This window comes from Vibrio sp. 1-2 (7-a), from assembly GCF_013048515.1.
GTDB lineage: Bacteria > Pseudomonadota > Gammaproteobacteria > Enterobacterales > Vibrionaceae > Vibrio > Vibrio diabolicus.
Genome location: NZ_VHSQ01000003.1, coordinates 203,782 through 223,973 on the forward strand (window position 1 = coordinate 203,782; position 20,192 = coordinate 223,973).

The window sequence follows — 20,192 nt, forward strand, 5'->3', positions numbered from 1 at the left end:
AATATGCACCACAAAGCACAAGTAGTTCTTTGTTAATTAGAGTAGGATATCTACGACGTCATAAATCTAGGAGGTATTATGAAAATCATCATCTTACATGGTCTTTATATGCATGGGCTGGTCATGCAGCCTCTTAGCCAAAAGCTGAGAAAACTCGGATACGAAACGCAAGTACTCAGCTATAACACTGTTGCTATCGATGAGTCTTCACTGTTTGATTCTATTGATCATTCGCTTAATCCACTGACCACAAACGTGCTCGTGGGACACAGCTTGGGAGGCTTGATGATTAAGCGCTATCTCGCCAACAGAAAACCGAGCACTAACTTAATCTCTCATGTTGTCGCTATCGGTTCGCCTCTTAAAGGCGCGTCCATTGTAGGTCGAATTCAAGATCTCGGATTGGGTGCAATTTTAGGCAATTCGCCACACCACGGATTAAACAAACATGATGACGCTTGGGATTTCCCTCAAAAGCTCGGCAGTATCGCAGGAACGATGCCGATTGGCGCTCGCCCATTGTTGATCCGTAATGACAACACCATGTCGGACGGTACCGTTACCGTGGAAGAGACAAGACTGGACGGTATGCAAGATCATATCGAAGTGAAGCAAACGCATACGAGCCTGATTTACAACACCTTCGTACCGCAGCAGATTGATCACTTTATTCGCACAGATTATTTCCGTCGATAGCACACTTTTCCATCATACAGATGGAATCGACTTTCCAAGCTATTCAGTTCGCAGTACTATCCTAGCTCCACTTCCTCACAATTTGGATGAAGTGGCACATTTTTAATTGTTCTCAGGGCGGGGCGAAATTCCCCACCGGCGGTATACTTTTCAAGTGAGCCCGCGAGCGCTCGATTCGTCGAGGTCAGCAGATCTGGTGAGATGCCAGAGCCGACGGTTATAGTCCGGATGAAAGAGAATAAGAATACACCAGCATAGCGAGTCAGATTGCTAAGAGTGCTGGTGCACTTCTTTTTGATCGTATTTTACGGCGATCTCTCATACCGCCCTGATTCTGGTGAAATTTAGGAGTTAACCATGAATCAGTCATCACTACTTGCCGAATTCGGCGACCCAATTACTCGCGTTGAAAACGCACTTATCGCTCTAAAAGAAGGCCGTGGCGTACTTCTTCTTGATGATGAAGATCGCGAAAACGAAGGCGATATCATTTATTCAATCGAGCACCTCACCAACGAGCAAATGGCGTTGATGATCCGCGAATGTAGCGGCATCGTTTGTTTGTGCTTAACAGATGCTCAAGCGGACAAACTGGAACTGCCTCCAATGGTAGTAAACAACAACAGCGCAAACCAAACCGCATTTACGGTTTCTATTGAAGCGAAAGTTGGTGTAACAACGGGGGTTTCAGCAGCAGACCGAGTGACGACCATTAAAACGGCGGCAAACCCGCATGCGAAACCTGAGGATCTTGCTCGCCCGGGCCACGTATTCCCTCTGCGCGCACGTCCAGGTGGTGTAATGACTCGCCGTGGTCACACAGAAGGTACGATTGACCTGATGCAAATGGCAGGGCTTCAACCCGCTGGCGTACTATGTGAAGTGACCAACCCAGATGGCACGATGGCAAAAGCACCAGAGATCGTTGCGTTTGGTCGCCTGCACAACATGCCAGTGCTGACTATTGAAGACATGGTGATGTACCGCAATCAGTTCGAGTTAAAACTGGCATAATTAAATCCCAGCTCTGAAAGAAGCCGCGCATTTGTGCGGCTTTTTTGATCGATCCTCTTTGCACTTGAGTAGTTATACTTATTGAAAACAAGGGGAACAACACCATGAAAGGATTACTGAAACTCGCCGCTCTCGTTAGCTTTCTCTCCATGAATTCGCTTGCTCTTGCATCTGAGTGCCCTGATATTCTTCAAGGTAAGCAAAGGTTGTTAAACTCAACAGAAGAAGTCGATCTATGCGAAAGCTTTAAGGGAAAGACACTACTAGTCGTCAATACAGCAAGCCAGTGTGGCTTCACTCCTCAGTTCGAACAGTTAGAAACCCTCTATCAAACTTACAAAGACCAAAACTTCACCGTTATAGGCTTCCCGAGCAATGACTTCCGACAGGATAGAGGAAGCGAAACAAACACTGCGAAAGTCTGTTATCTCGATTACGGGGTCACCTTTCCAATGATGGCTCGCTCCTCAGTATTAGGCGTAGATGCAAACCCCGTATTCAGCGAGATTACTAACCAAGCTGGCATCAAACCAAAATGGAACTTCTATAAGTTTCTAATTAGCTCTGAAGGCAAAGTTATTGCCACTTTTCCAAGCTCCACATCACCGACAAGTACTACGCTTACCAATATGATAGAGCAACAATTGTAAGGTGACGACCATGACAACACGCTCAACCATGCTACAACTCGGTTACTTAGGTCTGGTTCCATTTGTGTTTAGTTTAGGGCTGATTTTCACTGACATCTCACTGTTCAATTTAAGTGGCCAGCAATTTTTCATCGCTTACAGTGCCGTAATATTAAGTTTTTTATCCGGCATACTCTGGGGGAATGGCATTGAGCATTACTACCACCGCCTTAGCAGAAATATATTAATTCTCAGCAACCTTTTTGTCTTACTCGCTTGGGGCGCATTATTGCAGGGTCACAAACACTACGCGGTCGCTACCCTACTCTTAGCAATTGGGTATCTTGCTGTTTGGTATGCAGAAAAACTCGTGAGGAAAGTCGAACAAGACGCCGAGCCCAAGGGATATCAAGGAATGAGGAGCAAACTGACCTTCTGCGTAATCGTAATGCACGGATTGGCTTTAGTTTCATAACCTGGTCTGTCCAGTACTAAGATCACAAAAAAACGTCTTTTTATAAAACAATGTTCATTTCGTGAATGCACACATATTTTGAACACTGTTTTGTTTCATTTATGAATCAATCCACATATAAGTAATTCAAAGCATTCACAAAGGATATGAATATGTTTTTTCGCAAACTTTTGTTTAGCACTGCGATGATCAATGCAACGACAGGTTGCGTGTCTTACCAGGCACAACAAGCCGCCGCTCAAACAGTAAATAATACAGGTGCCGTGCTTACCAATGTGATTAAAACTACGATTGCTCAGCCATGTAATGTTGCAATCACTGCAGCTAGCTTGTTTTATCCGCATGCCATATTTATGACTAGTGTTCCGACTCAAGCATGTACAAGCGTTCTTAGATAATACGAAAGTGATAAGCATAAAAAATGGCGACTCTACCGTCGCCATTTTTAAGCTTCAATGCTATTTATAGTTACAGCGTCAATAAGTAATTAACTAATTGATTGTACTCGTCGTAAGTACGAATTTCGTTGGCCAAAACAATGTATTTATTGTTCACAACCACACCCGGAACCCCTCTCAACGTGCTAGCAGAGAATTGCTTATCAAAACCTTTCTGCATTGAGTTTACGGCGAAACTGTTGTACGCCGCATCAAACTTCTTACCTTCTACGCCATTATCAATGAAAAGCTGTTTCAGCTCAGCTTCGTCTTTTGGCGCTTGTCGCTTTTGATGAATTTGGGCAAACATGGCAGGAATCATTGTATCTTCAACTCCTAGCGACACCATCGTCGCGTAGGACTTGGCCATCGGAATCGCCATATCTCCGCCCATGAACCCCACATGCACCTTTTCAAACTTTGCCTCTTTTGGCAGAGCAGGTTTTAAACGCTCAATAAGCGACTCAAACTTGTAGCAATGTGGGCAATAAAAAGAAAAGAATTCCGTCACAACAGGTTTCGATGCTTTCTTAACATCCAGAACTTTGTAGTGCTTCCCTTCTTCAAATTGCGCTGCATGAGCGGTAAAAGTCAGTAAAAGTGCACTACATAAGGCAAGTAGTTTTTTCATTGTTTATTTCCTTGTGGCATTCAAATGCCAAATCATTTCATTTGGTAAAAAGGGGGAAACCCCAAGTAATTTGAGATGAGGAATTAAACAATCGGAGGACGATAAAGCTTGGTGATCACTGTCACTACTTTTTCGACTAAAGGCCTATCAATCAATGCAAGGCTGTAAGGAAGAAGCAGTAAGTCGTTTTGAGATAAGTTGGCGGGAATTTTGACTATGCAGGAAGAGCTACAATTCGTGTGAGACTGTTGCACCTTATTGATAGTTGACTCATCGTGATGTGATTCTACGCAGTCGTCATTGACGCCAAGTTGTTTGTGCAGAGCAGCCTGTTGAACAATAATATCGCGTACTTCAATTGTTTTCACCGGGGCTGAAGCCTTCGCCATAGGAGCGACACTGCTCAAAAGCATAGCGGCTAAACAAACTATCGCGGTCAACAATGTACGGTTAAACTTCAACATAGCTACATCAACAAAAATGGTGATTTAAGATAATACATGATAACGGTTTGACTTCAAGATACGGACTCTGAGTTCCGCCTCGCCTAAAAACTTGGTACGTTAACGGTTCCTTACCCTTGAGGCTTCTCAATACCGCTCCCCTCTCACAAGAACTCATAGCGATTAAGCTATTCATCATTTAGATAGTTCTTCACCTGATACCAGCGACAATTCGATAAAACTTGAAATCGTTATGAAACACGAGTAATAGTTAGAACAGTTTTTGTACGAACAAGGAAAGATCAATGCTTAAAAAGAGATTCTTTAAGACAAAAGATGAAGTTGAAGTCACGTTCGAGCTAGATAAAGACCAGTGGGACTCCATCCATATTGCTGGGGATTTTAACAACTGGCAGCCAGAACCGATGAAGTTAGTGAAGAAAAGCCGTCAATTTAAATTTAAAACGCGCTTACCTAAAGAGCAGAATGTTCAGTTCCGCTACTTGCTCAATGATGCAAAGTGGGAAAACGATCCTCAAGCCGACGCTTATGTTCCCAATGCTTTTGGCAGCGACAACAGCGTCGTGTGCACCACCGAATAAAACGTAAGTTCACTCTAATATTCCATATTAAGGCGCAGCAGTTGCGCCTTTTTTAGCCTCTTCATAATGTGATTAATGATTAAGTTTGAATCATTACTTGGGGTATTTATCGAATCAACTCATCCGATAACCTTATTCTGAGAAAGCTTTATTTGAAATAATTCGTAAATTTGTTTAAGTTCCAGTGATATTAAATATTGTATACATCACTCAAATGAACGCACAACAAGTCAAACCATCTTTAATCATTGTGGAAGACGATCCCAAATTACAAGCTATGCTGGGAGAGTATTTTGTTGAACAAGGTTTCCAGGTCAAATGTATCGACAACGGGACAGACGCACCGGAAGCGATTATTGACACACAGCCAGACGTGGTTTTGTTAGATTTGATGCTACCTGGACAAGACGGCCTGAGCGTATGTCGTCAAATCCGTGAATGCTACAAAGGCAAAGTGTTGATGCTGACAGCGAGTGATGACGACTTCGATCACGTCGCCGCATTAGAAATTGGCGCCGATGACTTTGTTACCAAGCCTATCAAACCTCGCGTGCTGCTGGCACGCATTCGCATGCTATTGAGAAGAAAAGAGGCAGCCTCTACCGAGTCCGAAAACGGTCTACAAATTGGAGTGCTGTGTTTAAACCGATTACGTAAATCATGCGTCATGAACCAGGAAGAAATTGCGCTGACTGACGGTGAGTTCGATTTATTATGGGTTCTCGCAACACACGCAGAAAAAACACTCTCACGTGAGTGGTTAACGAAAACACTACGTGGTATTGAGTACGACGGTACAGATCGCACCATTGACAACCGTATTGTGACATTGAGAAAAAAATTAGGCGATGCCTCTTGCTCTCCACAAAAAATCATTACGGTTCGCGGCAAAGGCTACCTATTTATGCCTGATGCATGGAATGAATAATGAGACGGATTTATCTGGAAAGCTTTGTCGGTCTTATCATTCTATTTATGGTGAGTTTGTGGGGTTACGAATTCTTAGTCTATGAGATCAACACAGATTACGATTACCTGCTACAAGAGCAAGAAGGTCAAGCTTTCCACGATCTTATCTATCCTATCTACGAAGAGCACGGACTAGAATACACTCAACAACAGCTTGAGCAATTTGCCACGTCCAGCCATCGCTTGTTGATTCCTCACACGCTCGAAGAACTTCCAGAGGACATCAGAAAAGCATTTGAAAGTGACACCTCTGTTAACGTTGCTTACGACGAAGAAAGGGATATATGGTTCCGCCTAGATGCGGACACCCCTATTTTCAAAATGATCGATGATCCAGATAGCTCAGTTATTCAGGCGATTAACTTTGATGACAACATTGTATGGTTATTCTTTTTAGCCGGATTTGCTCTGTATTGCATACTGCTGATCTGGTTTTTGAGTCGTCGAATTCGTGAGTTAGAAAGAGTCACGGTCGAGTTTGCTTCAGGCAACTTCAAAGCACGAGCAAGCACCTCAAGCGCCAAGTCGGTTGGAACGCTGAACAAAAGCTTTAATACGATGGCTGACAAAGTTTCTCGCCTGATCACTAGCAATAAAATGCTGACCAATGCAGTTGCGCATGAATTACGCACTCCTATTTTTCGTTTACAGTGGCAAGCTGACTTGTTATCGGACTCTACATTAACCGAACAACAGAAAAAGCATGTACGTAGTATCGTCGAGGACATTGACGAGATGGAAGACATGGTTGAAGAGCTGCTTTATTACGCCAAAATGGAACGCCCAGATACGGCGTTGCAAACAGAAAACGTAGCGCTCACCAAGTTAGTTAATGAGTTAAAACAGAGATGGCAAAAAGAGACCAAATTATCAATCTCACTCAATGAAACAAACTCTGAAAACGCGCGCGCATTCGCCGATCCAAAACTGCTAAAACGTGCCTTGGATAATCTGCTACGCAATGCAATGCGATATGCAAATACTCAAATTATGGTTGAGATAAAAAGTGATCAGCAAAGCTGCTTAATCCATGTACATGATGATGGTATAGGTATAGAAGAGCAGCATTGGCCTCACCTTTTTGAAGCATTTTATAGCGCCGATGAGTCCCGAAACAAAAACACGAGTGGATTTGGGCTTGGTTTGGCGATCGTCAGGCAGATAATGGAACTTCAACATGGTGAGGTTTCGATTTCTCATAGCCCACTTGGTGGTGCTTGCTTCACACTTCGTCTCCCAAAATCAGACAGTTAAGCTAACGTCTTTCCTCCTTTACAGAAGACGACACTTCAATACACTCCAGCGACAGAGCCCAACAATAAAACAGTGTACATTTAATCCATAAATTCACAGAACAAATGGATAATACTCATGTACAAACCTTTTATTCTGGTTATGACGCTTGCCTCTACTCTTAGCGCTTGTACTTATAATCAAAAGCCTGTTGTCGACATGACCAATGTTGAACCTGCTAAATATGAACAAGATTTTCTTTATTGCCAAGGGTATGCGGACAACGTAGACAAAACGGAAGCTGCAAAATCTGAAGCCGCTAATGGCGCAGTTACAGGTGCACTAATTGGGGCAGCAGCTGGAGCGCTAGAAAGCGGGATAGGTGGGGCTGCTGTGGGTGCCGCTGCAGGCGGTGCTGTAGGAGCAGGGGCCGGAGCGTTGAGTGGAAGCAATGACTCCACCAAGACACAATCTCTCGTACTGCGAAAATGCCTTCAGAATAAAGGCTATACCGTCTACGACCTTGATTAATTCAACTCTTTTTTCTTATTCAAACCCTATATCGTTGTGTGATGAACGCCATTCACAAATGTTTCACGCAAGAACGATTAGTCTCTTTCATCGTTTGGATAGATGCACAATCTAAATTATTAAGCTGTAGTAAGGTCATATTTTGAAGCCAGGTAAAACAGGTCTACGCCGTGTCATGGATGCGACCGGCTATTCATTTCAGGGATTGAAAGCCGCATGGAAATACGAAGCCGCCTTCAGACAAGAATTGATTCTAGCCTTAGTGCTTTCCGTCTGTGCTTTTTTCCTTCCAGTCACCACATTTGAAAGAGTACTGATGATCAGTAGCCTGTTATTGGTCCTGATCGTCGAACTTATTAATTCCGCCATAGAAGCGGTTGTCGACCGTGTTAGCGATGACTGGCACGAGCTCAGTGGTAGAGCCAAAGATATCGGCTCGGCTGCAGTATTTGTTGCGCTAACTCTTGCCCTTTTTGTTTGGGCTTCGTTCTTGCTCTAATTTTGATTCAAGACATTTACTTATGAAGACACATAATTTGCAACAAAAAGGTATCTCGTACGTTACCTTTACTTTCTTGTTGGCATTCTATTTCGCGCTGGTTGTAAATATTCCTATTTACAAAGAGCTGAATGGTATTTTTTCAAGCCTAGATAATGTCAAAATTGGTTTTATTATTACGATACCCATTTTCTTTCTTGCCGCGCTCAATTTCCTTTTTAACTTATTTAGTTGGCCTTGGGTTGGAAAGCCATTCTTTATTATTTTGCTCATAATTTCGAGTATGGTGAGCTACGCAAGTTACAACTATGGCACGCTTTTCGATTCTGGAATGATTGCTAATATTGCTGAAACCGATTCGAGCGAGGCAAGCTCTTACCTGAGTACTTATTCTGTAATCTGGACGCTACTTATGGGGGGCGTCCCTGCGATGATTGTCTATAAGGTCAAGTTGCAATCTCAGCGCCACCAATTGCTGTATTTTTCTCTCACGAAGTTGGTGTCGATGTTGTCATCTCTTGCAGTAATTGCTGTTATTGCCAGTGTTTACTACCAAGACTATGCATCTGTCGGTCGCAATAACAGCTACCTGAAAAAAATCATTATTCCCACTCAATTCGTTTACAGCGCGACTGGGTATGTAAAGGAGAAATACTTCACCACGCCAGAACCGTACCGCGAGATTGGAATCGATGCAAAGCAGTCAGATAGCGCAGTAAAGCAAGCACAGAACAAGCCGACACTACTGGTGTTTGTTGTCGGAGAAACCGCTCGAACGCAGAACTACCAACTCAATGGCTATAAGCGAGAGACAAACCCTTACACCAGTAAGCTGGATGTGATTTCATTTCAAGAGGTTGCGTCTTGTGGCACTGCAACTGCAGTATCTGTGCCTTGCATGTTTTCTCAGCTCACGCGAAGCAAGTTTGAACGGACCAAGGCAGATAACCAAGATAATGCTCTCGACATCATGCAGCGCGCTGGAGTTGACCTAATCTGGAAAGAAAATGATGGCGGAGACAAAGAAGTCGCCCACAAGATCAAGAAAATTGAAGTGAACCGAAAGCAAGCAAGTCCTCTGTGTAACGGTCAAACCTGTTACGATATGGCGCTGTTAGATCACTTTGATCAAGAAGTTGCGGATATGCACGGCAATCGCGTTGTCGCCATGCATCTTATAGGAAGTCATGGTCCTACCTACTTCCAGCGTTATCCTAGAGACAAAGCGTTTTTCAAACCAGACTGCCCACGTGCAGATATAGAAAACTGTAGCGTCGAACAAATCGTGAATACGTACGACAATACGATACGCTACACTGATCTTGTGTTGGCAGAAACCATCAACAAACTCAAAGCATTAGAGTCTCAATATAATACCGCTCTCATCTACGTATCGGATCATGGTGAATCATTAGGCGAAAACGGATTGTTCTTACATGGCATGCCTTACGGCCTTGCACCAGACTTCCAAAAACGTGTTCCTTTGCTCATGTGGCTATCTTCCGGCTTTAAGCAAGTGAAACAAATCAACACCGACTGTTTGTCGAATGAAGCGCAAAAGGCAGGCCAGTACTCACATGATAACGTGTTCCACTCTTTATTAGGCGTTATGGATGTACAAACCCAAGCCTACGACGGCAAGTTGGATATATTCAAAGATTGCCGCACGACTTCCTAAGTGGACCAACAAAGCCTGACTCAAAATGTGAGTCAGGCTCTTTTCTAACAAGGCATTTAAACTCATCAGCTTGCCAAGCGTTATACTACAACCTGCCATCCATACATCGAAATAAGGACTAGGATGAAAATTGGTATTATTGGTTTAGGAGATATTGCTCAGAAAGCATACCTTCCCGTTATCACTCAGCTTCCAAATATCGAACTTGTATTTTGTACCCGCAACGCAAATGCACTTGAGAGTCTGGCTAAGCAATATCGAATCTCAGAGACCTGTCAAGACTACCAGCAGCTTCTGCACTTTGGCGTAGATGCTGTCATGATTCATGCGGCAACAAGCGTACATCCTCAAATCGCAGCATTCTTTTTGCAACATGGAATCCCAACCTTTGTCGACAAACCATTAGCGGACAATGCTGATGACGTGGAAAAACTGTACGATATTGCCGAAAAAGAAAAACAACCACTTTATGTGGGCTTCAACCGACGTCATATTCCGCTATACAACCAACACATGCCAGAGGTACAGCAAGGCAACATTTCTGACCTAAAATCGCTACGCTGGGAAAAGAACCGTCACCAACTACCAGGCGATATTCGTACCTTTATATTTGATGATTTTATTCACCCATTAGACAGTATTAACGTGACAGCCAAGACCGATTTAAAAGAGGCTTACATAACGCATCAACTTGAGGGTGCCCAATTGGCGCGTTTAGACATTCAGTGGCAACACGGAGATACTTTACTCCACGCTTCGATGAATCGTCACTTCGGTGTGACTGTGGAGCGCGTTCAAGCTTGTTATGCTAACAAAGCAGTGGAATTCGACTCTTTCGTTGAAGGGAAACGATGGCAAGCGAACCAAGAGCAAAAAATCAATTTGAAAGATTGGACGCCAATGCTGACGAGCAAAGGTTTCCATGCGATGTTGCTCGACTGGTTTCACGTCGTTGAATCTGGAAAAATCGCTAGTGAAGTAGTGAAACGCAACATTGCTAGCCATCAGTTAGCAGAGCAAATTTGTCAATATATCGAGAAAGTTACCTCTAGGTAGCTTAATTCTTGGCTATGTGCTTAATCGAGTATTACGCTCTATACTAAAACAAACGTAGCTTCAGAGAGTCATTCATTCTCTGTTAATACTTATGCGGCTATTCTATCAAGCAAGTGAATGAGGGAACGGCTCACGTTCATTAACGGATCGGTTGGTGGTTTTAGTTTTACATTACGATCCCCTCAGGAACCAGCATCATCACATTCAAGAGTAAAGGAAATAGAATGAGAACACTCGGTAACATCATTTGGTTTGTATTTGGTGGCGTATTTATGGGGTTGCTATGGTGGTTTTTCGGTATCTTAGCCTTTATTAGCATCATCGGAATACCTTGGGGGCGTGCGTGTATCGTTATGGGTAATTTTTCCTTTTTCCCATTCGGAAAAGAAGCCATTTCACGCGATGAATTGACCAATGAAATGGACATTGGTACGAGCCCTCTAGGCGTTATCGGTAACGTCCTTTGGTTTGTCTTTGCAGGCCTTTGGTTAGCAATCGGTCACGTACTTTCCGCCGCAGCGTGTTTTGTAACCATCATTGGTATTCCGTTTGCACTCCAACACCTGAAGCTTGCGGTTATTTCACTCGCACCAATTGGTAAAACGGTTGTGTCGTCAGAAGAAGCTGCAATGGCTCGGTACAATATCAACCGCTAACAAACAGCCAATATACTTTCTATCCTCTGGGCAATCGTGCTCAGAGGGCAACTCCCGTCAAAAGTAAGCCTATTATCGCTATCGCATATTCAATAATGGTTGATTGTATATCCATACCGTCACCTTTAAGTTGAAGTTCACCCTAGCTATGTACTACTTTACTTTTTATTAATCAATGGATTAGCTTAACTCTCCAAGCTCACCCACGCTCAAAAATCAGTATTATTTCCTCTCCTCTAAATTGAGTTTATTTACGAAAAGTCGAACTATAAGCATAGTTGATATTAATGATTTTTGACGATAAATAACTCACACCAATCCAGCGATAGTTCCAGCGTTTACTTTTTCTCAATAAACGTAAGCCGTTACGAAAGCGGGTTTCTTCCCGATCAAAGCCACCACTTCGCATCACTATCGCTTTTCTTTAAAAGGCAACAAATATTCGTTGTTATCTTGAGTAAATTATTTTGTTTGTCGCATTTAAGTTCAATCAATATTATTCGCGACATCGGAGAAATAGACCATTGAGCTCCTTAGCATTTATCACAGACATAGAACGTAAAGCCCCTTTTTTGCTCGTTTTTCTTTTTACAAATGTTCTAACTCAACGTCTATTCAGACAGGAATATACCGTGGATAAATATCAAGCTGCTTATGCCAAACGTCTAGAGAAGTTAAAGGGTAATCAATCCCCAAAAACGATAGCCCGTCTTTCGGCTTGGGAGGCATTTCTTAACAAAGAGTACGAACTCCAAGACTTAGAATACCAACTATCAGACGCAGCACACCTACACTATGAACAATCTCATGTGAAAAATGATATTTCTTTTAAGGCGTTCAAGCGGGCGTTCTATAACGAATCCATCAAAATCTACAATCTAACCGATGGCGCCTCTATACAGAAAGTATTCACTCCGCTGCTCGCATTAACGACAGTTTGGGTGCTATTTATCTGCTTTTTTGACAAGTGATCATCACTTTTATTAGAACAATAAACTTAGGGCGCTTGCATCATGATTCAAAATGATAACCAGACGCACAACGCCCCACTTAAATATAAAAAAGGAGTTTGATCTTGTATGTCTAAGATGACACTTCTTTTAATTACAACAACGATCAGTATCGGAATTACAGGCGCCGCTTTCTGTGTGGGAGTGACATATTTATTCAGTGCGCTTTCACTAAATGAGCTGCTCAATAACCTGTAACTCCCTAGGCTTAATATAAAAAGGGCATCCATCAATGCCCTTTTCTTTTACTTAAGGAGATGCCCTAGCACTTAGGACCACTTGGGTATAAAACCGTTATGCGTTAAGCTGCATTCTATTCATCCAATAGGTAAAGAATGGAACACAGTGATGGAACAAGTAGGAGAGCGTGCGTTGATTGTCGAAGGTGGTGCGATGCGAGGTGTATTTTCTTGCGGCATACTCGATCATTTTCTCGCTAACGATTTCTCTCCATTTGATAGCTTTTGGGGTGTATCGGCGGGCGCAAGTAACTTGGCGGCGTATTTAGCTAAAATGCCCGGGCGCAACTTAAAAATCTATCTCGATTACAGTTTAAGGAAAGAATTCATCTCACCATCTCAGATTCTACGTGGCGGCGATATGATGAACTTAGATTGGATGTGGAACGTCACTCTCGAAGAGCTTGGTATCGACAAGTCCGCACTAAAAGCGGATTCGAGACCTTTCTTTTTAGGCGTAACACGTCAAGACAATGGCCGAGCCGAGTACCATACTCCTAATGTCGACGAGCTCGCAGAAACAATGAAAGCCAGCAGCGCGCTTCCCGTACTTTACCGAAATGGTGTCTTACTGAACGGCACCCGATACGTTGATGGTGGGGTTTCTGATGCACTTCCTGTCGCAGAAGCAATAAAGCGAGGAGCCAAAAAGATTATGGTTTTACGCAGCCAACCCTCCAGCTATCAAAAGCCGAAAGGAAAGTTCAGCGCGCTAACCAAACGGATGTTGAAAGAAACGCCAGGATTAATTGAGCCGATGTTGACACGTGAAGTTCGCTACAATCAAACTTTAGCACTGATCGACAATCCACCATCGGGAGTCGAAATCATCCAAATGTGTCCTCCCCAATCATTTAAATTAAAACGATTGAGTCGCTCGCCAGCACCATTGCGTCAAGCTTATGAGTTAGGTATTGAAGCAGGAAAAGAAGCCATCATGCGATGGAATCAGAAGTAGAAAAAAGCCACGTGGATTAGACGTGGCTAACGCAAATTCGATGGCAGTGGATTATCGTATTTGCTTCTGGTCGAGCCCAATGGTCAGGCTCAAAACTGTTGATAACTGCGCTACTCACAGAAAAGGGAGTTAGGATGTTGATGCTAGTAGCTTTCAAACAATCCTGAATTGTAGTCTTGGATTGCTTGTTCTATTTCTTCCATGCTATTCATTACAAAAGGGCCATAGTGAACCACTGGTTCATTGATTGGTTCGCCAATAAAAATCAGAGCACCACTCTCCTTTTCGGCTTGTAATTCAACCCATTCACCTTTCGATAGAATCGCCATTTCGCCTTGATTGATCTCACGATCTTTTACCTGAATACGTCCTTTATAAACGTAAATCATCATGTTGTGGTCTTGCTCCGTGGTCAAATTCAAAGCGTGACCAACCATCGCTCTCCAATCGGCCACCGTGGCAGCAACACCTGTTTCTGTTAGAGGCCCCTGAATACGTTCGTTGTTTATAGTCAGATGACCAGCAATCAAGCGCACAACGCCCGAGCTTTGAGTTTCGAATTCCGTTATCGTTTCAGGTTGAAAGTCATGATATTGAGCCGGTGCCATCTTATTTTTCGCAGGCTGGTTTATCCAAATTTGGAAACCATGCAATTCACCTTCCTGCATAATAGGCATCTCACTATGAATGACGCCTCTTCCTGCCGCCATCCATTGAGCGCCACCAGAACGAAGCTCACCAACATTATCCATGTGGTCACGATGCTGGAAATGACCTTTCAACATGTAAGTAAGCGTCTCGATGCCGCGATGCGGATGAGGAGGAAAGCCACCAACATAATCAGCACGGTCGTCAGACTTAAGTTCATCCATCATCAAAAATGGAGAAAAGCTCGCATTATTAAACCCTGCTACTCGACGAATTTTCACTCCGTCACCATCAGCAGTGGGTTGTGAGTGAATAAGCTGACGAATTTCTCTGAATGTGCTCATACTATTTCTCCTCGTTTACCTTTGTGGCCGCTTGCAAACCGCATGTTCAGCCATGGCTATCGATATGGTTCTATTTTAGATTGAAGAAAAATAATCATGAGCCTTGCTATTTGAGCTACTTATTCAAATTTTTCGAACAGTACACTTATCCAAGCTGTCGACATATATTTAAAAATAAGTGTAGCTATTTCCTAAACAAGGTGTATAGTAGGCCTTGGCTCTTAGAAGAGAGCTGTTAATGCAACATTTAGTTTAAGTTTCCTCTCAGTAAAATCTTGAATCCCCCAATTCAGACACCTGCGTACAACTTCCTCTTGATTGAACATTCAATAGCTTAGAAAAGATCCACAAAACAAATTCAAATTTTAATGTTTAATTCAAAGGTATTTTTATGTCTAAAGTAAACGGCTCAGTAAAATGGTTTAACGAAACTAAAGGCTTTGGCTTCCTATCTCAAGACAACGGTGGTCAAGATGTATTCGTACACTTCAACGCTATCGTTTCTGACGGTTTCAAAACACTGACTGAAGGTCAGAAAGTAAGCTTCAACGTAGAGCAAGGTAAAAAAGGTCCTCAAGCGACTGAAGTAACTCCTCTATAAGACTGCTTTTCTTGGTGTAGCATGCCCATGCTGCACCAAATCTCTCTCCTTCAAAAATATTCTCACTTTAATCACTCAGTCTAATATCAGGCATTGCTTTGTGCTACCTAAAATAAATAGGATAGTACTGCTTAATTTATTATTTATAGGAAAAATCATGTCCTCAAAAAGAACAGGCCGTCAAAGGCATTGGTATCAATTACTTAACAAAGACAAAATCACTAAGAAACAGGAGAATAAATGTTAGAAATTGAATTTAATCTAGAACAACCTCACACCTCTTGGAACGCTAAAATACATCAATTAAATGGTGATATTTTACGAAGGCACGTATTACCTAAGCTTCATTCTCATAGCTACATGATCGATTTTGAATATTGTGAGAAAACGCAATCTGGAACTATTCTCTGTGATTCAGGTTCAAAGTTAGGAAGTTTTACTGTTAACTAATTCAGTTTTCATGCATTAATGAATGATGCAACTAATTTGGAAGGTATCCAATGGCTAGAAAAAGTAAGAAGCAAGCAGAAAAAGACAAAAAAGAGTCGGAGCAAAACGCGGCGGCGGTAAAACAAAAAACGCGACGCCGTATAGAAGACATTATGGAACAAAGAGAATTTGACAAGTTATTTGATCTATAAGCTATCCTTGACTCTCTCAATGCTTTCTCTGCTCCATCGTTGTGCAAGGTACCGCCACCTACCTTTGCTCAAACGAAGCCTCACTCTTTTTCCTCACTCATAACAACACGATAAGCCTCGTTCACGCTCAAAAACCAATTTGCTCCTCTATACCCAAGTGACTTATACGGTTGCCAGTTACTTTTCTTAGTTTTCTTAGAAAAACCCTTCGACTACTGACAACTAGGTTATTTGCGTATAGCCAAATTGAGAATTTTGCGTATAATCGCCTCGTTTGCTTCGTATAACCCCAATGATATGGTTTGGGGGTCTCTACCAGTTCCCGCAAAGTGCTGATTACGGAGAGTTGAGAGCATCGTGGGTCTTACTCTTTGTGATAGCGTTCGATTTATTCTTATCTATACCTATTCTTAGAGTAACTGCATCCACAATACACATAAGGTGGAATATGAACGCATTTATTCAAGGTCTTCCAAAAGTAGAGCTGCACTTACATATCGAAGGTTCACTTGAACCAGAACTTCTCTTCAAGTTAGCACAACGAAACGGTATCGACATTCCTTACTCTTCTCCGAGTGAACTGCGCAGCGCGTATCAGTTCGAAGACTTACAGTCATTCCTTGACCTTTATTACCAAGGGGCGGATGTTTTGCGTACAGAGCAAGACTTTTACGATCTCACTTGGGAATACTTACTGCACTGTAAAGCGGATAACGTTATTCATACCGAAATCTTTTTTGACCCACAAACGCATACAGAGCGCGGTATTGACTTTGAGACCGTTATCCACGGGATCGCCCGCGCACTACAAGATGGGTACGAGAAGCTCGGCATTACTTCACAAATCATTGCGTGTTTTCTCCGTCACCTTTCAGAAGAAAGCGCCATGGAGACTCTGCAAGCCGTTCTGAAACACCGTGATGAGATCATTGGTGTCGGTCTAGATTCTTCAGAACAAGGCCATCCACCAGTTAAGTTCAAACGAGTATTTAAACAAGCGGTAGAAGCAGGCTTACTGACTGTTGCTCATGCAGGTGAAGAAGGCCCGGCACAAAACATTACCGATGCAATTGAAATGCTTCACGTCAGCCGCGTGGATCATGGTGTTCGCTGTGTTGAGGATGAAGCATTAGTCGAGTCGTTAATTGAAAGCAAAATGCCACTGACGGTATGTCCATTATCGAACCTTAAATTGTGTGTATTTGACGATATGAAAGATCACAATATTGTCGAGCTACTGCGCAAAGGGGTCGCTGTGACAATAAATTCGGACGATCCGGTATACTTTGGTGGTTACATGACAGATAACTTTTTAGCCGTCAACAACGCACACCCAATGAGTAAGAATGAACTAGCTCAATTCACAATGAATGCGATTGATGCTAGCTTCATCGATAATGAGTTGAAAGCGAAGTATCGCCATCTCGTTAGTCAATACGTAAGTCAGCATGAAGCGTTGTAATAAAGCCATCAGTGCTACATCTTGGGTCAAACACTTAGGTGCTAAAACCTTACAAAAGCTCTGTGGTTAACCGCATTTATAAGCGCTAGACTGAGAAAGCTAAACTAGCACACAAAAAGGAATAAAATCATGATTCAACAAGGCCAAGCTCTACCAGTTGCGACTCTAAGCGAATTGACTACCGATGGTATGGTTAACCACGACGTGACTGAGCTGTTTGCAAACAAGAAAGTCGTACTCTTCGCTGTACCTGGCGCATTCACCCCAACGTGCTCGGAAGCTCACCTACCAGGCTATGTGGTATTAGCCGACGAGTTGAAGGCAAAAGGTATTGATTTAATTGCGTGTGTTTCTGTAAACGATGCATTTGTGATGCAAGCTTGGGGCGAAGCCCAAAACGCTTCAGAAATCCTGATGTTGGGTGATGGCGACGCAAGCTTTACTAAAGCATTAGGTCTTGAAATGGATACCGGCGGCTTTGGTGGTATTCGCTCACAACGCTACGCCATGATCATTGAAAACGGCATTGTGACCAAACTTAACGTTGAAGAACCAAAAGAGTTTGAAGCGAGCAAAGCAGAAACGATTTTAGCGGCGCTTTAAGCTTACCCTTAGATACAAAAAACGGAAGCCATTGCTTCCGTTTTTTGTTGGCTAACGCATTCTCACAACACTCGTTTGTTGCTTACGCTGCATTTCCGCAAAAGTCAGCACAAATGGGGATGACTGCTTTACGCGGCTCGGCAGTGAAGAAAGCGCATTGTAGGCATCCTGTTTCGTTTTAAAATCACCAACAGTTACCGTATACCAACGCGTTCCTCGGCTGTTTTTCCAGTTAACCCAAACCGGATGCTTAGGATCGATATAACGAATGTAATCTTTCACATCTTTTTCTTGCTTTAGCGCGAGTACCTGCATCGTGTAATGGTTTGGGTTTAAATAACCATACGCATCCTGAGAGGTCATTACTCCAACACATTGGCCACTATCGACCTGCTGCTGGTAAGGCATAGCGCAGCCCATGAGCGATAAAATCAATGTCAAAGATAAAATCTTGTGCACGTGTCACTCCATTTTTGTTCTAGTTTCTTTTCTCTCGCACTCAAAAACACAAAAACGCTTCTAATTAGGCGAAAATAGACCCATACGAGAAGGTTCGATGTTTTAGCGCAACGAGTATTCCAAAAAAGTAAGGCGACCACGTTGGCCGCCTTAGTAAATTGATTTAATAGAACAATAACAAGATAGAGTGATAATGGCAGAAGTTAGCTGTTTTTTAGAGCCAACTCGCGACCAATTGCTTAAACCAGTCTAAAATTCGCTTGAATAAGCTGCCTTCTTCCACCGATTCCAACGCTACAAGTTCGGCTTCATTCACAATTTTACCTTCGACTTTGTAAAGCACTTTACCAACCACTTGTTGCTCAGAAATTGGCGCTACCAAATCGCCATTATATTCAACTTCAGCTTGTAGCTTTTTCACATCCCCTTTTGGTAAAGTGAGATAAACGTCATTGGCAACGCCTACTTTAAGCTCATCTTGTTCGCCCATCCAAACTCGAGCGTTCGCAACTTCCGTTCCTGCCTCGGTTGGCATTACCGTATCGTAAAAGCGGAAGCCATAACTTAGCAGTTGTTTGCTTTCGGATTCACGGATATTCTCACTTTTTGCTCCCATCACAACAGCAATTAAACGCATGTCACCTTGAGTCGCTGAAGTCGCTAGACTGTAACCAGCACCGCTTGTATAACCAGTTTTCATACCATCGACATTCATACTGCGATCACGAAGCAAACCATTGCGGTTATATTGCGTAATGCCGTTGTAGGTAAACGAGGTTTCGCTATACAGTGGGTAGATATCAGGTAAGTCACGAATAATAGCTTGACCCAACTTGGCAATGTCATAAGGTGTTGAATATAAACCGTCACTGTCTAGACCATGAGGGTTGGTGAAAGCCGTGTTATTTAATTCAAGCTTAGTAGCCCAACTATTCATCAAGCTTACAAACCCTGACTCACTACCTGCGACATGTTCAGCAATGGCCACACTAGCATCATTACCTGATTGAACAACCAGGCCACGGTATAAGTCAGATAAAGAAACGGAAGTATTGACTTCAATAAACATCTTTGAGGAATCTGGGAAGTTTTTTGCCCAAGCATTTCGGCTAATGACGACCTCATCATCCAAAGTAATATTACCTGCGTTAATTTCTTGACCAGCCACATAAGCCGTCATTAACTTCGTTAAGCTCGCAGGATTTAGCCGTTTATGTGCATCACGTTCAACCAGCACTTTCCCAGTGTGAAAGTCCATCAAAACATAGCCACGAGAACTGAGTTCCGGTGCATTTGGCACAACCGTTGGTGCTGCATAAGCCAACGAAGATACAGCAGCGAACCCTGTAATTAACACTGTGTTTAATATAGTACTTTTTCTCATCATGACATCTTATCTTAGTAGCATTTAAGGCTTACAAACGGTACCCGAATGAATTCAAAGCGCAGGGTTACCTAGGTAAAGAGCGAGTATATTGAAACGGCGCTCAGTTACAGCCACCTTGTTACGATTAGTTACTTTTACTCAATGTTTGTCGAGAATAATGAGAGGCAGGTAGAGCTTTCGTCTAGAAAGATGAGACAAGAGGCGAGAAATCATGCCGTTATGCTATGTAATTAGTGTTCAGAGAAAAAACCGTACAAGCCAGATCTAAAACTAAGCTTGTACGGGAAAAGA

At 42.8% G+C, this 20,192-nt stretch carries 25 protein-coding genes and 2 riboswitches; of the genes, 20 read left to right on the forward strand and 5 right to left on the reverse strand.

Going from position 1 to position 20,192, the window contains the following annotated elements:
• The first annotated feature begins 78 nt into the window (after positions 1–78).
• The 5 genes from FKN08_RS11110 to FKN08_RS11130 all read left to right on the forward strand — a co-directional run bounded on the left by FKN08_RS11110 (position 79) and on the right by FKN08_RS11130 (position 3,212).
• On the forward strand, positions 79–696 hold the full coding sequence (locus FKN08_RS11110; protein WP_005373653.1) for a hypothetical protein: 618 nt from the start codon (positions 79–81) through the stop codon (positions 694–696).
• Between the two features lie 104 nt (positions 697–800).
• Positions 801–940: riboswitch (FMN riboswitch) on the forward strand.
• A gap of 113 nt (positions 941–1,053) precedes the next feature.
• Complete coding sequence (ribB, locus tag FKN08_RS11115; protein ID WP_170892124.1) at positions 1,054–1,710, forward strand: 3,4-dihydroxy-2-butanone-4-phosphate synthase; 657 nt, start codon at positions 1,054–1,056, stop codon at positions 1,708–1,710.
• A 104-nt stretch (positions 1,711–1,814) separates the two neighbouring features.
• Positions 1,815–2,360 (forward strand): glutathione peroxidase, encoded by a 546-nt coding sequence (locus FKN08_RS11120; protein ID WP_161442656.1) that lies wholly within the window; start codon positions 1,815–1,817, stop codon positions 2,358–2,360.
• Between the two features lie 10 nt (positions 2,361–2,370).
• Positions 2,371–2,814 (forward strand): DUF3429 domain-containing protein, encoded by a 444-nt coding sequence (locus FKN08_RS11125; RefSeq protein ID WP_170892125.1) that lies wholly within the window; start codon positions 2,371–2,373, stop codon positions 2,812–2,814.
• Positions 2,815–2,966: 152 nt separating this feature from the next.
• Entirely contained in the window at positions 2,967–3,212 is a 246-nt protein-coding gene (locus FKN08_RS11130; protein ID WP_005373664.1) for a hypothetical protein, read from the forward strand.
• 70 nt (positions 3,213–3,282) lie between these two features.
• On the opposite strand, the gene FKN08_RS11135 is transcribed toward FKN08_RS11130, so the two are convergent.
• Both FKN08_RS11135 and FKN08_RS11140 read right to left on the reverse strand, forming a co-directional pair.
• Positions 3,283–3,882: a thiol:disulfide interchange protein DsbA/DsbL gene (locus FKN08_RS11135; RefSeq protein ID WP_104973481.1), complete on the reverse strand. Its 600-nt coding sequence runs from the start codon at positions 3,880–3,882 to the stop codon at positions 3,283–3,285.
• A gap of 83 nt (positions 3,883–3,965) precedes the next feature.
• Positions 3,966–4,346, reverse strand: coding sequence for a hypothetical protein (locus FKN08_RS11140; RefSeq protein ID WP_170892126.1), 381 nt, complete (start codon positions 4,344–4,346; stop codon positions 3,966–3,968).
• A 284-nt stretch (positions 4,347–4,630) separates the two neighbouring features.
• On the opposite strand from FKN08_RS11140, the gene FKN08_RS11145 reads away from it, so the two are divergent.
• The 10 genes from FKN08_RS11145 (at position 4,631) to FKN08_RS11190 (ending at position 13,756) form a co-directional block, all read left to right on the forward strand.
• A complete protein-coding gene (locus FKN08_RS11145; protein WP_005396349.1) occupies positions 4,631–4,927 on the forward strand; it encodes an isoamylase early set domain-containing protein in 297 nt (98 codons plus the stop codon).
• Between the two features lie 214 nt (positions 4,928–5,141).
• Complete coding sequence (locus FKN08_RS11150; protein ID WP_005396348.1) at positions 5,142–5,855, forward strand: response regulator; 714 nt, start codon at positions 5,142–5,144, stop codon at positions 5,853–5,855.
• Complete coding sequence (locus FKN08_RS11155; protein WP_047008096.1) at positions 5,855–7,150, forward strand: ATP-binding protein; 1,296 nt, start codon at positions 5,855–5,857, stop codon at positions 7,148–7,150. The genes FKN08_RS11150 and FKN08_RS11155 overlap by 1 nt, the downstream gene beginning before the upstream one ends.
• 117 nt (positions 7,151–7,267) lie before the next feature.
• A complete protein-coding gene (locus FKN08_RS11160; RefSeq protein ID WP_047008095.1) occupies positions 7,268–7,660 on the forward strand; it encodes a hypothetical protein in 393 nt (130 codons plus the stop codon).
• 142 nt (positions 7,661–7,802) lie between these two features.
• Positions 7,803–8,159 carry a diacylglycerol kinase gene (locus tag FKN08_RS11165; RefSeq protein WP_047008094.1) on the forward strand — a complete coding sequence of 119 codons (357 nt, stop codon included), beginning with the start codon at positions 7,803–7,805 and terminating at the stop codon, positions 8,157–8,159.
• A gap of 22 nt (positions 8,160–8,181) precedes the next feature.
• Positions 8,182–9,837, forward strand: a complete 1,656-nt coding sequence (locus FKN08_RS11170; protein WP_170892127.1) for a phosphoethanolamine--lipid A transferase — start codon at positions 8,182–8,184, stop codon at positions 9,835–9,837.
• A 123-nt stretch (positions 9,838–9,960) separates the two neighbouring features.
• The gene (locus FKN08_RS11175; RefSeq protein ID WP_170892128.1) at positions 9,961–10,893 is read left to right on the forward strand and encodes a Gfo/Idh/MocA family oxidoreductase; all 933 of its coding nucleotides are present in this window, start codon (positions 9,961–9,963) and stop codon (positions 10,891–10,893) included.
• A 224-nt stretch (positions 10,894–11,117) separates the two neighbouring features.
• Complete coding sequence (locus tag FKN08_RS11180; protein ID WP_005373685.1) at positions 11,118–11,549, forward strand: YccF domain-containing protein; 432 nt, start codon at positions 11,118–11,120, stop codon at positions 11,547–11,549.
• A gap of 632 nt (positions 11,550–12,181) precedes the next feature.
• Entirely contained in the window at positions 12,182–12,520 is a 339-nt protein-coding gene (locus FKN08_RS11185; protein WP_006741201.1) for a hypothetical protein, read from the forward strand.
• Between the two features lie 387 nt (positions 12,521–12,907).
• Positions 12,908–13,756 (forward strand): patatin family protein, encoded by an 849-nt coding sequence (locus tag FKN08_RS11190; protein WP_170892129.1) that lies wholly within the window; start codon positions 12,908–12,910, stop codon positions 13,754–13,756.
• Positions 13,757–13,899: 143 nt separating this feature from the next.
• Here the strand turns inward: FKN08_RS11190 and FKN08_RS11195 are convergent, their stop codons facing one another.
• Complete coding sequence (locus tag FKN08_RS11195) at positions 13,900–14,748, reverse strand: pirin family protein (RefSeq protein WP_047008088.1); 849 nt, start codon at positions 14,746–14,748, stop codon at positions 13,900–13,902.
• 391 nt (positions 14,749–15,139) lie between these two features.
• On the opposite strand from FKN08_RS11195, the gene FKN08_RS11200 reads away from it, so the two are divergent.
• The 5 genes from FKN08_RS11200 (at position 15,140) to FKN08_RS11220 (ending at position 18,055) form a co-directional block, all read left to right on the forward strand.
• Positions 15,140–15,349 (forward strand): cold-shock protein, encoded by a 210-nt coding sequence (locus tag FKN08_RS11200; RefSeq protein WP_005396336.1) that lies wholly within the window; start codon positions 15,140–15,142, stop codon positions 15,347–15,349.
• Positions 15,350–15,589: 240 nt separating this feature from the next.
• Positions 15,590–15,799 carry a hypothetical protein gene (locus FKN08_RS11205; protein ID WP_053807947.1) on the forward strand — a complete coding sequence of 70 codons (210 nt, stop codon included), beginning with the start codon at positions 15,590–15,592 and terminating at the stop codon, positions 15,797–15,799.
• Between the two features lie 50 nt (positions 15,800–15,849).
• On the forward strand, positions 15,850–15,990 hold the full coding sequence (locus FKN08_RS11210; protein WP_005396335.1) for a hypothetical protein: 141 nt from the start codon (positions 15,850–15,852) through the stop codon (positions 15,988–15,990).
• 259 nt (positions 15,991–16,249) lie between these two features.
• A riboswitch (purine riboswitch) is annotated at positions 16,250–16,349 on the forward strand.
• 89 nt (positions 16,350–16,438) lie between these two features.
• Entirely contained in the window at positions 16,439–17,452 is a 1,014-nt protein-coding gene (locus FKN08_RS11215) for an adenosine deaminase (protein ID WP_170892130.1), read from the forward strand.
• 129 nt (positions 17,453–17,581) lie between these two features.
• A complete protein-coding gene (locus tag FKN08_RS11220) occupies positions 17,582–18,055 on the forward strand; it encodes a peroxiredoxin (protein ID WP_139061085.1) in 474 nt (157 codons plus the stop codon).
• A 51-nt stretch (positions 18,056–18,106) separates the two neighbouring features.
• Here the strand turns inward: FKN08_RS11220 and FKN08_RS11225 are convergent, their stop codons facing one another.
• A complete protein-coding gene (locus FKN08_RS11225) occupies positions 18,107–18,514 on the reverse strand; it encodes an SPOR domain-containing protein (protein WP_006741205.1) in 408 nt (135 codons plus the stop codon).
• Between the two features lie 214 nt (positions 18,515–18,728).
• Positions 18,729–19,898: a D-alanyl-D-alanine carboxypeptidase family protein gene (locus FKN08_RS11230; protein WP_170892131.1), complete on the reverse strand. Its 1,170-nt coding sequence runs from the start codon at positions 19,896–19,898 to the stop codon at positions 18,729–18,731.
• Positions 19,899–20,192: the final 294 nt, after the last annotated feature.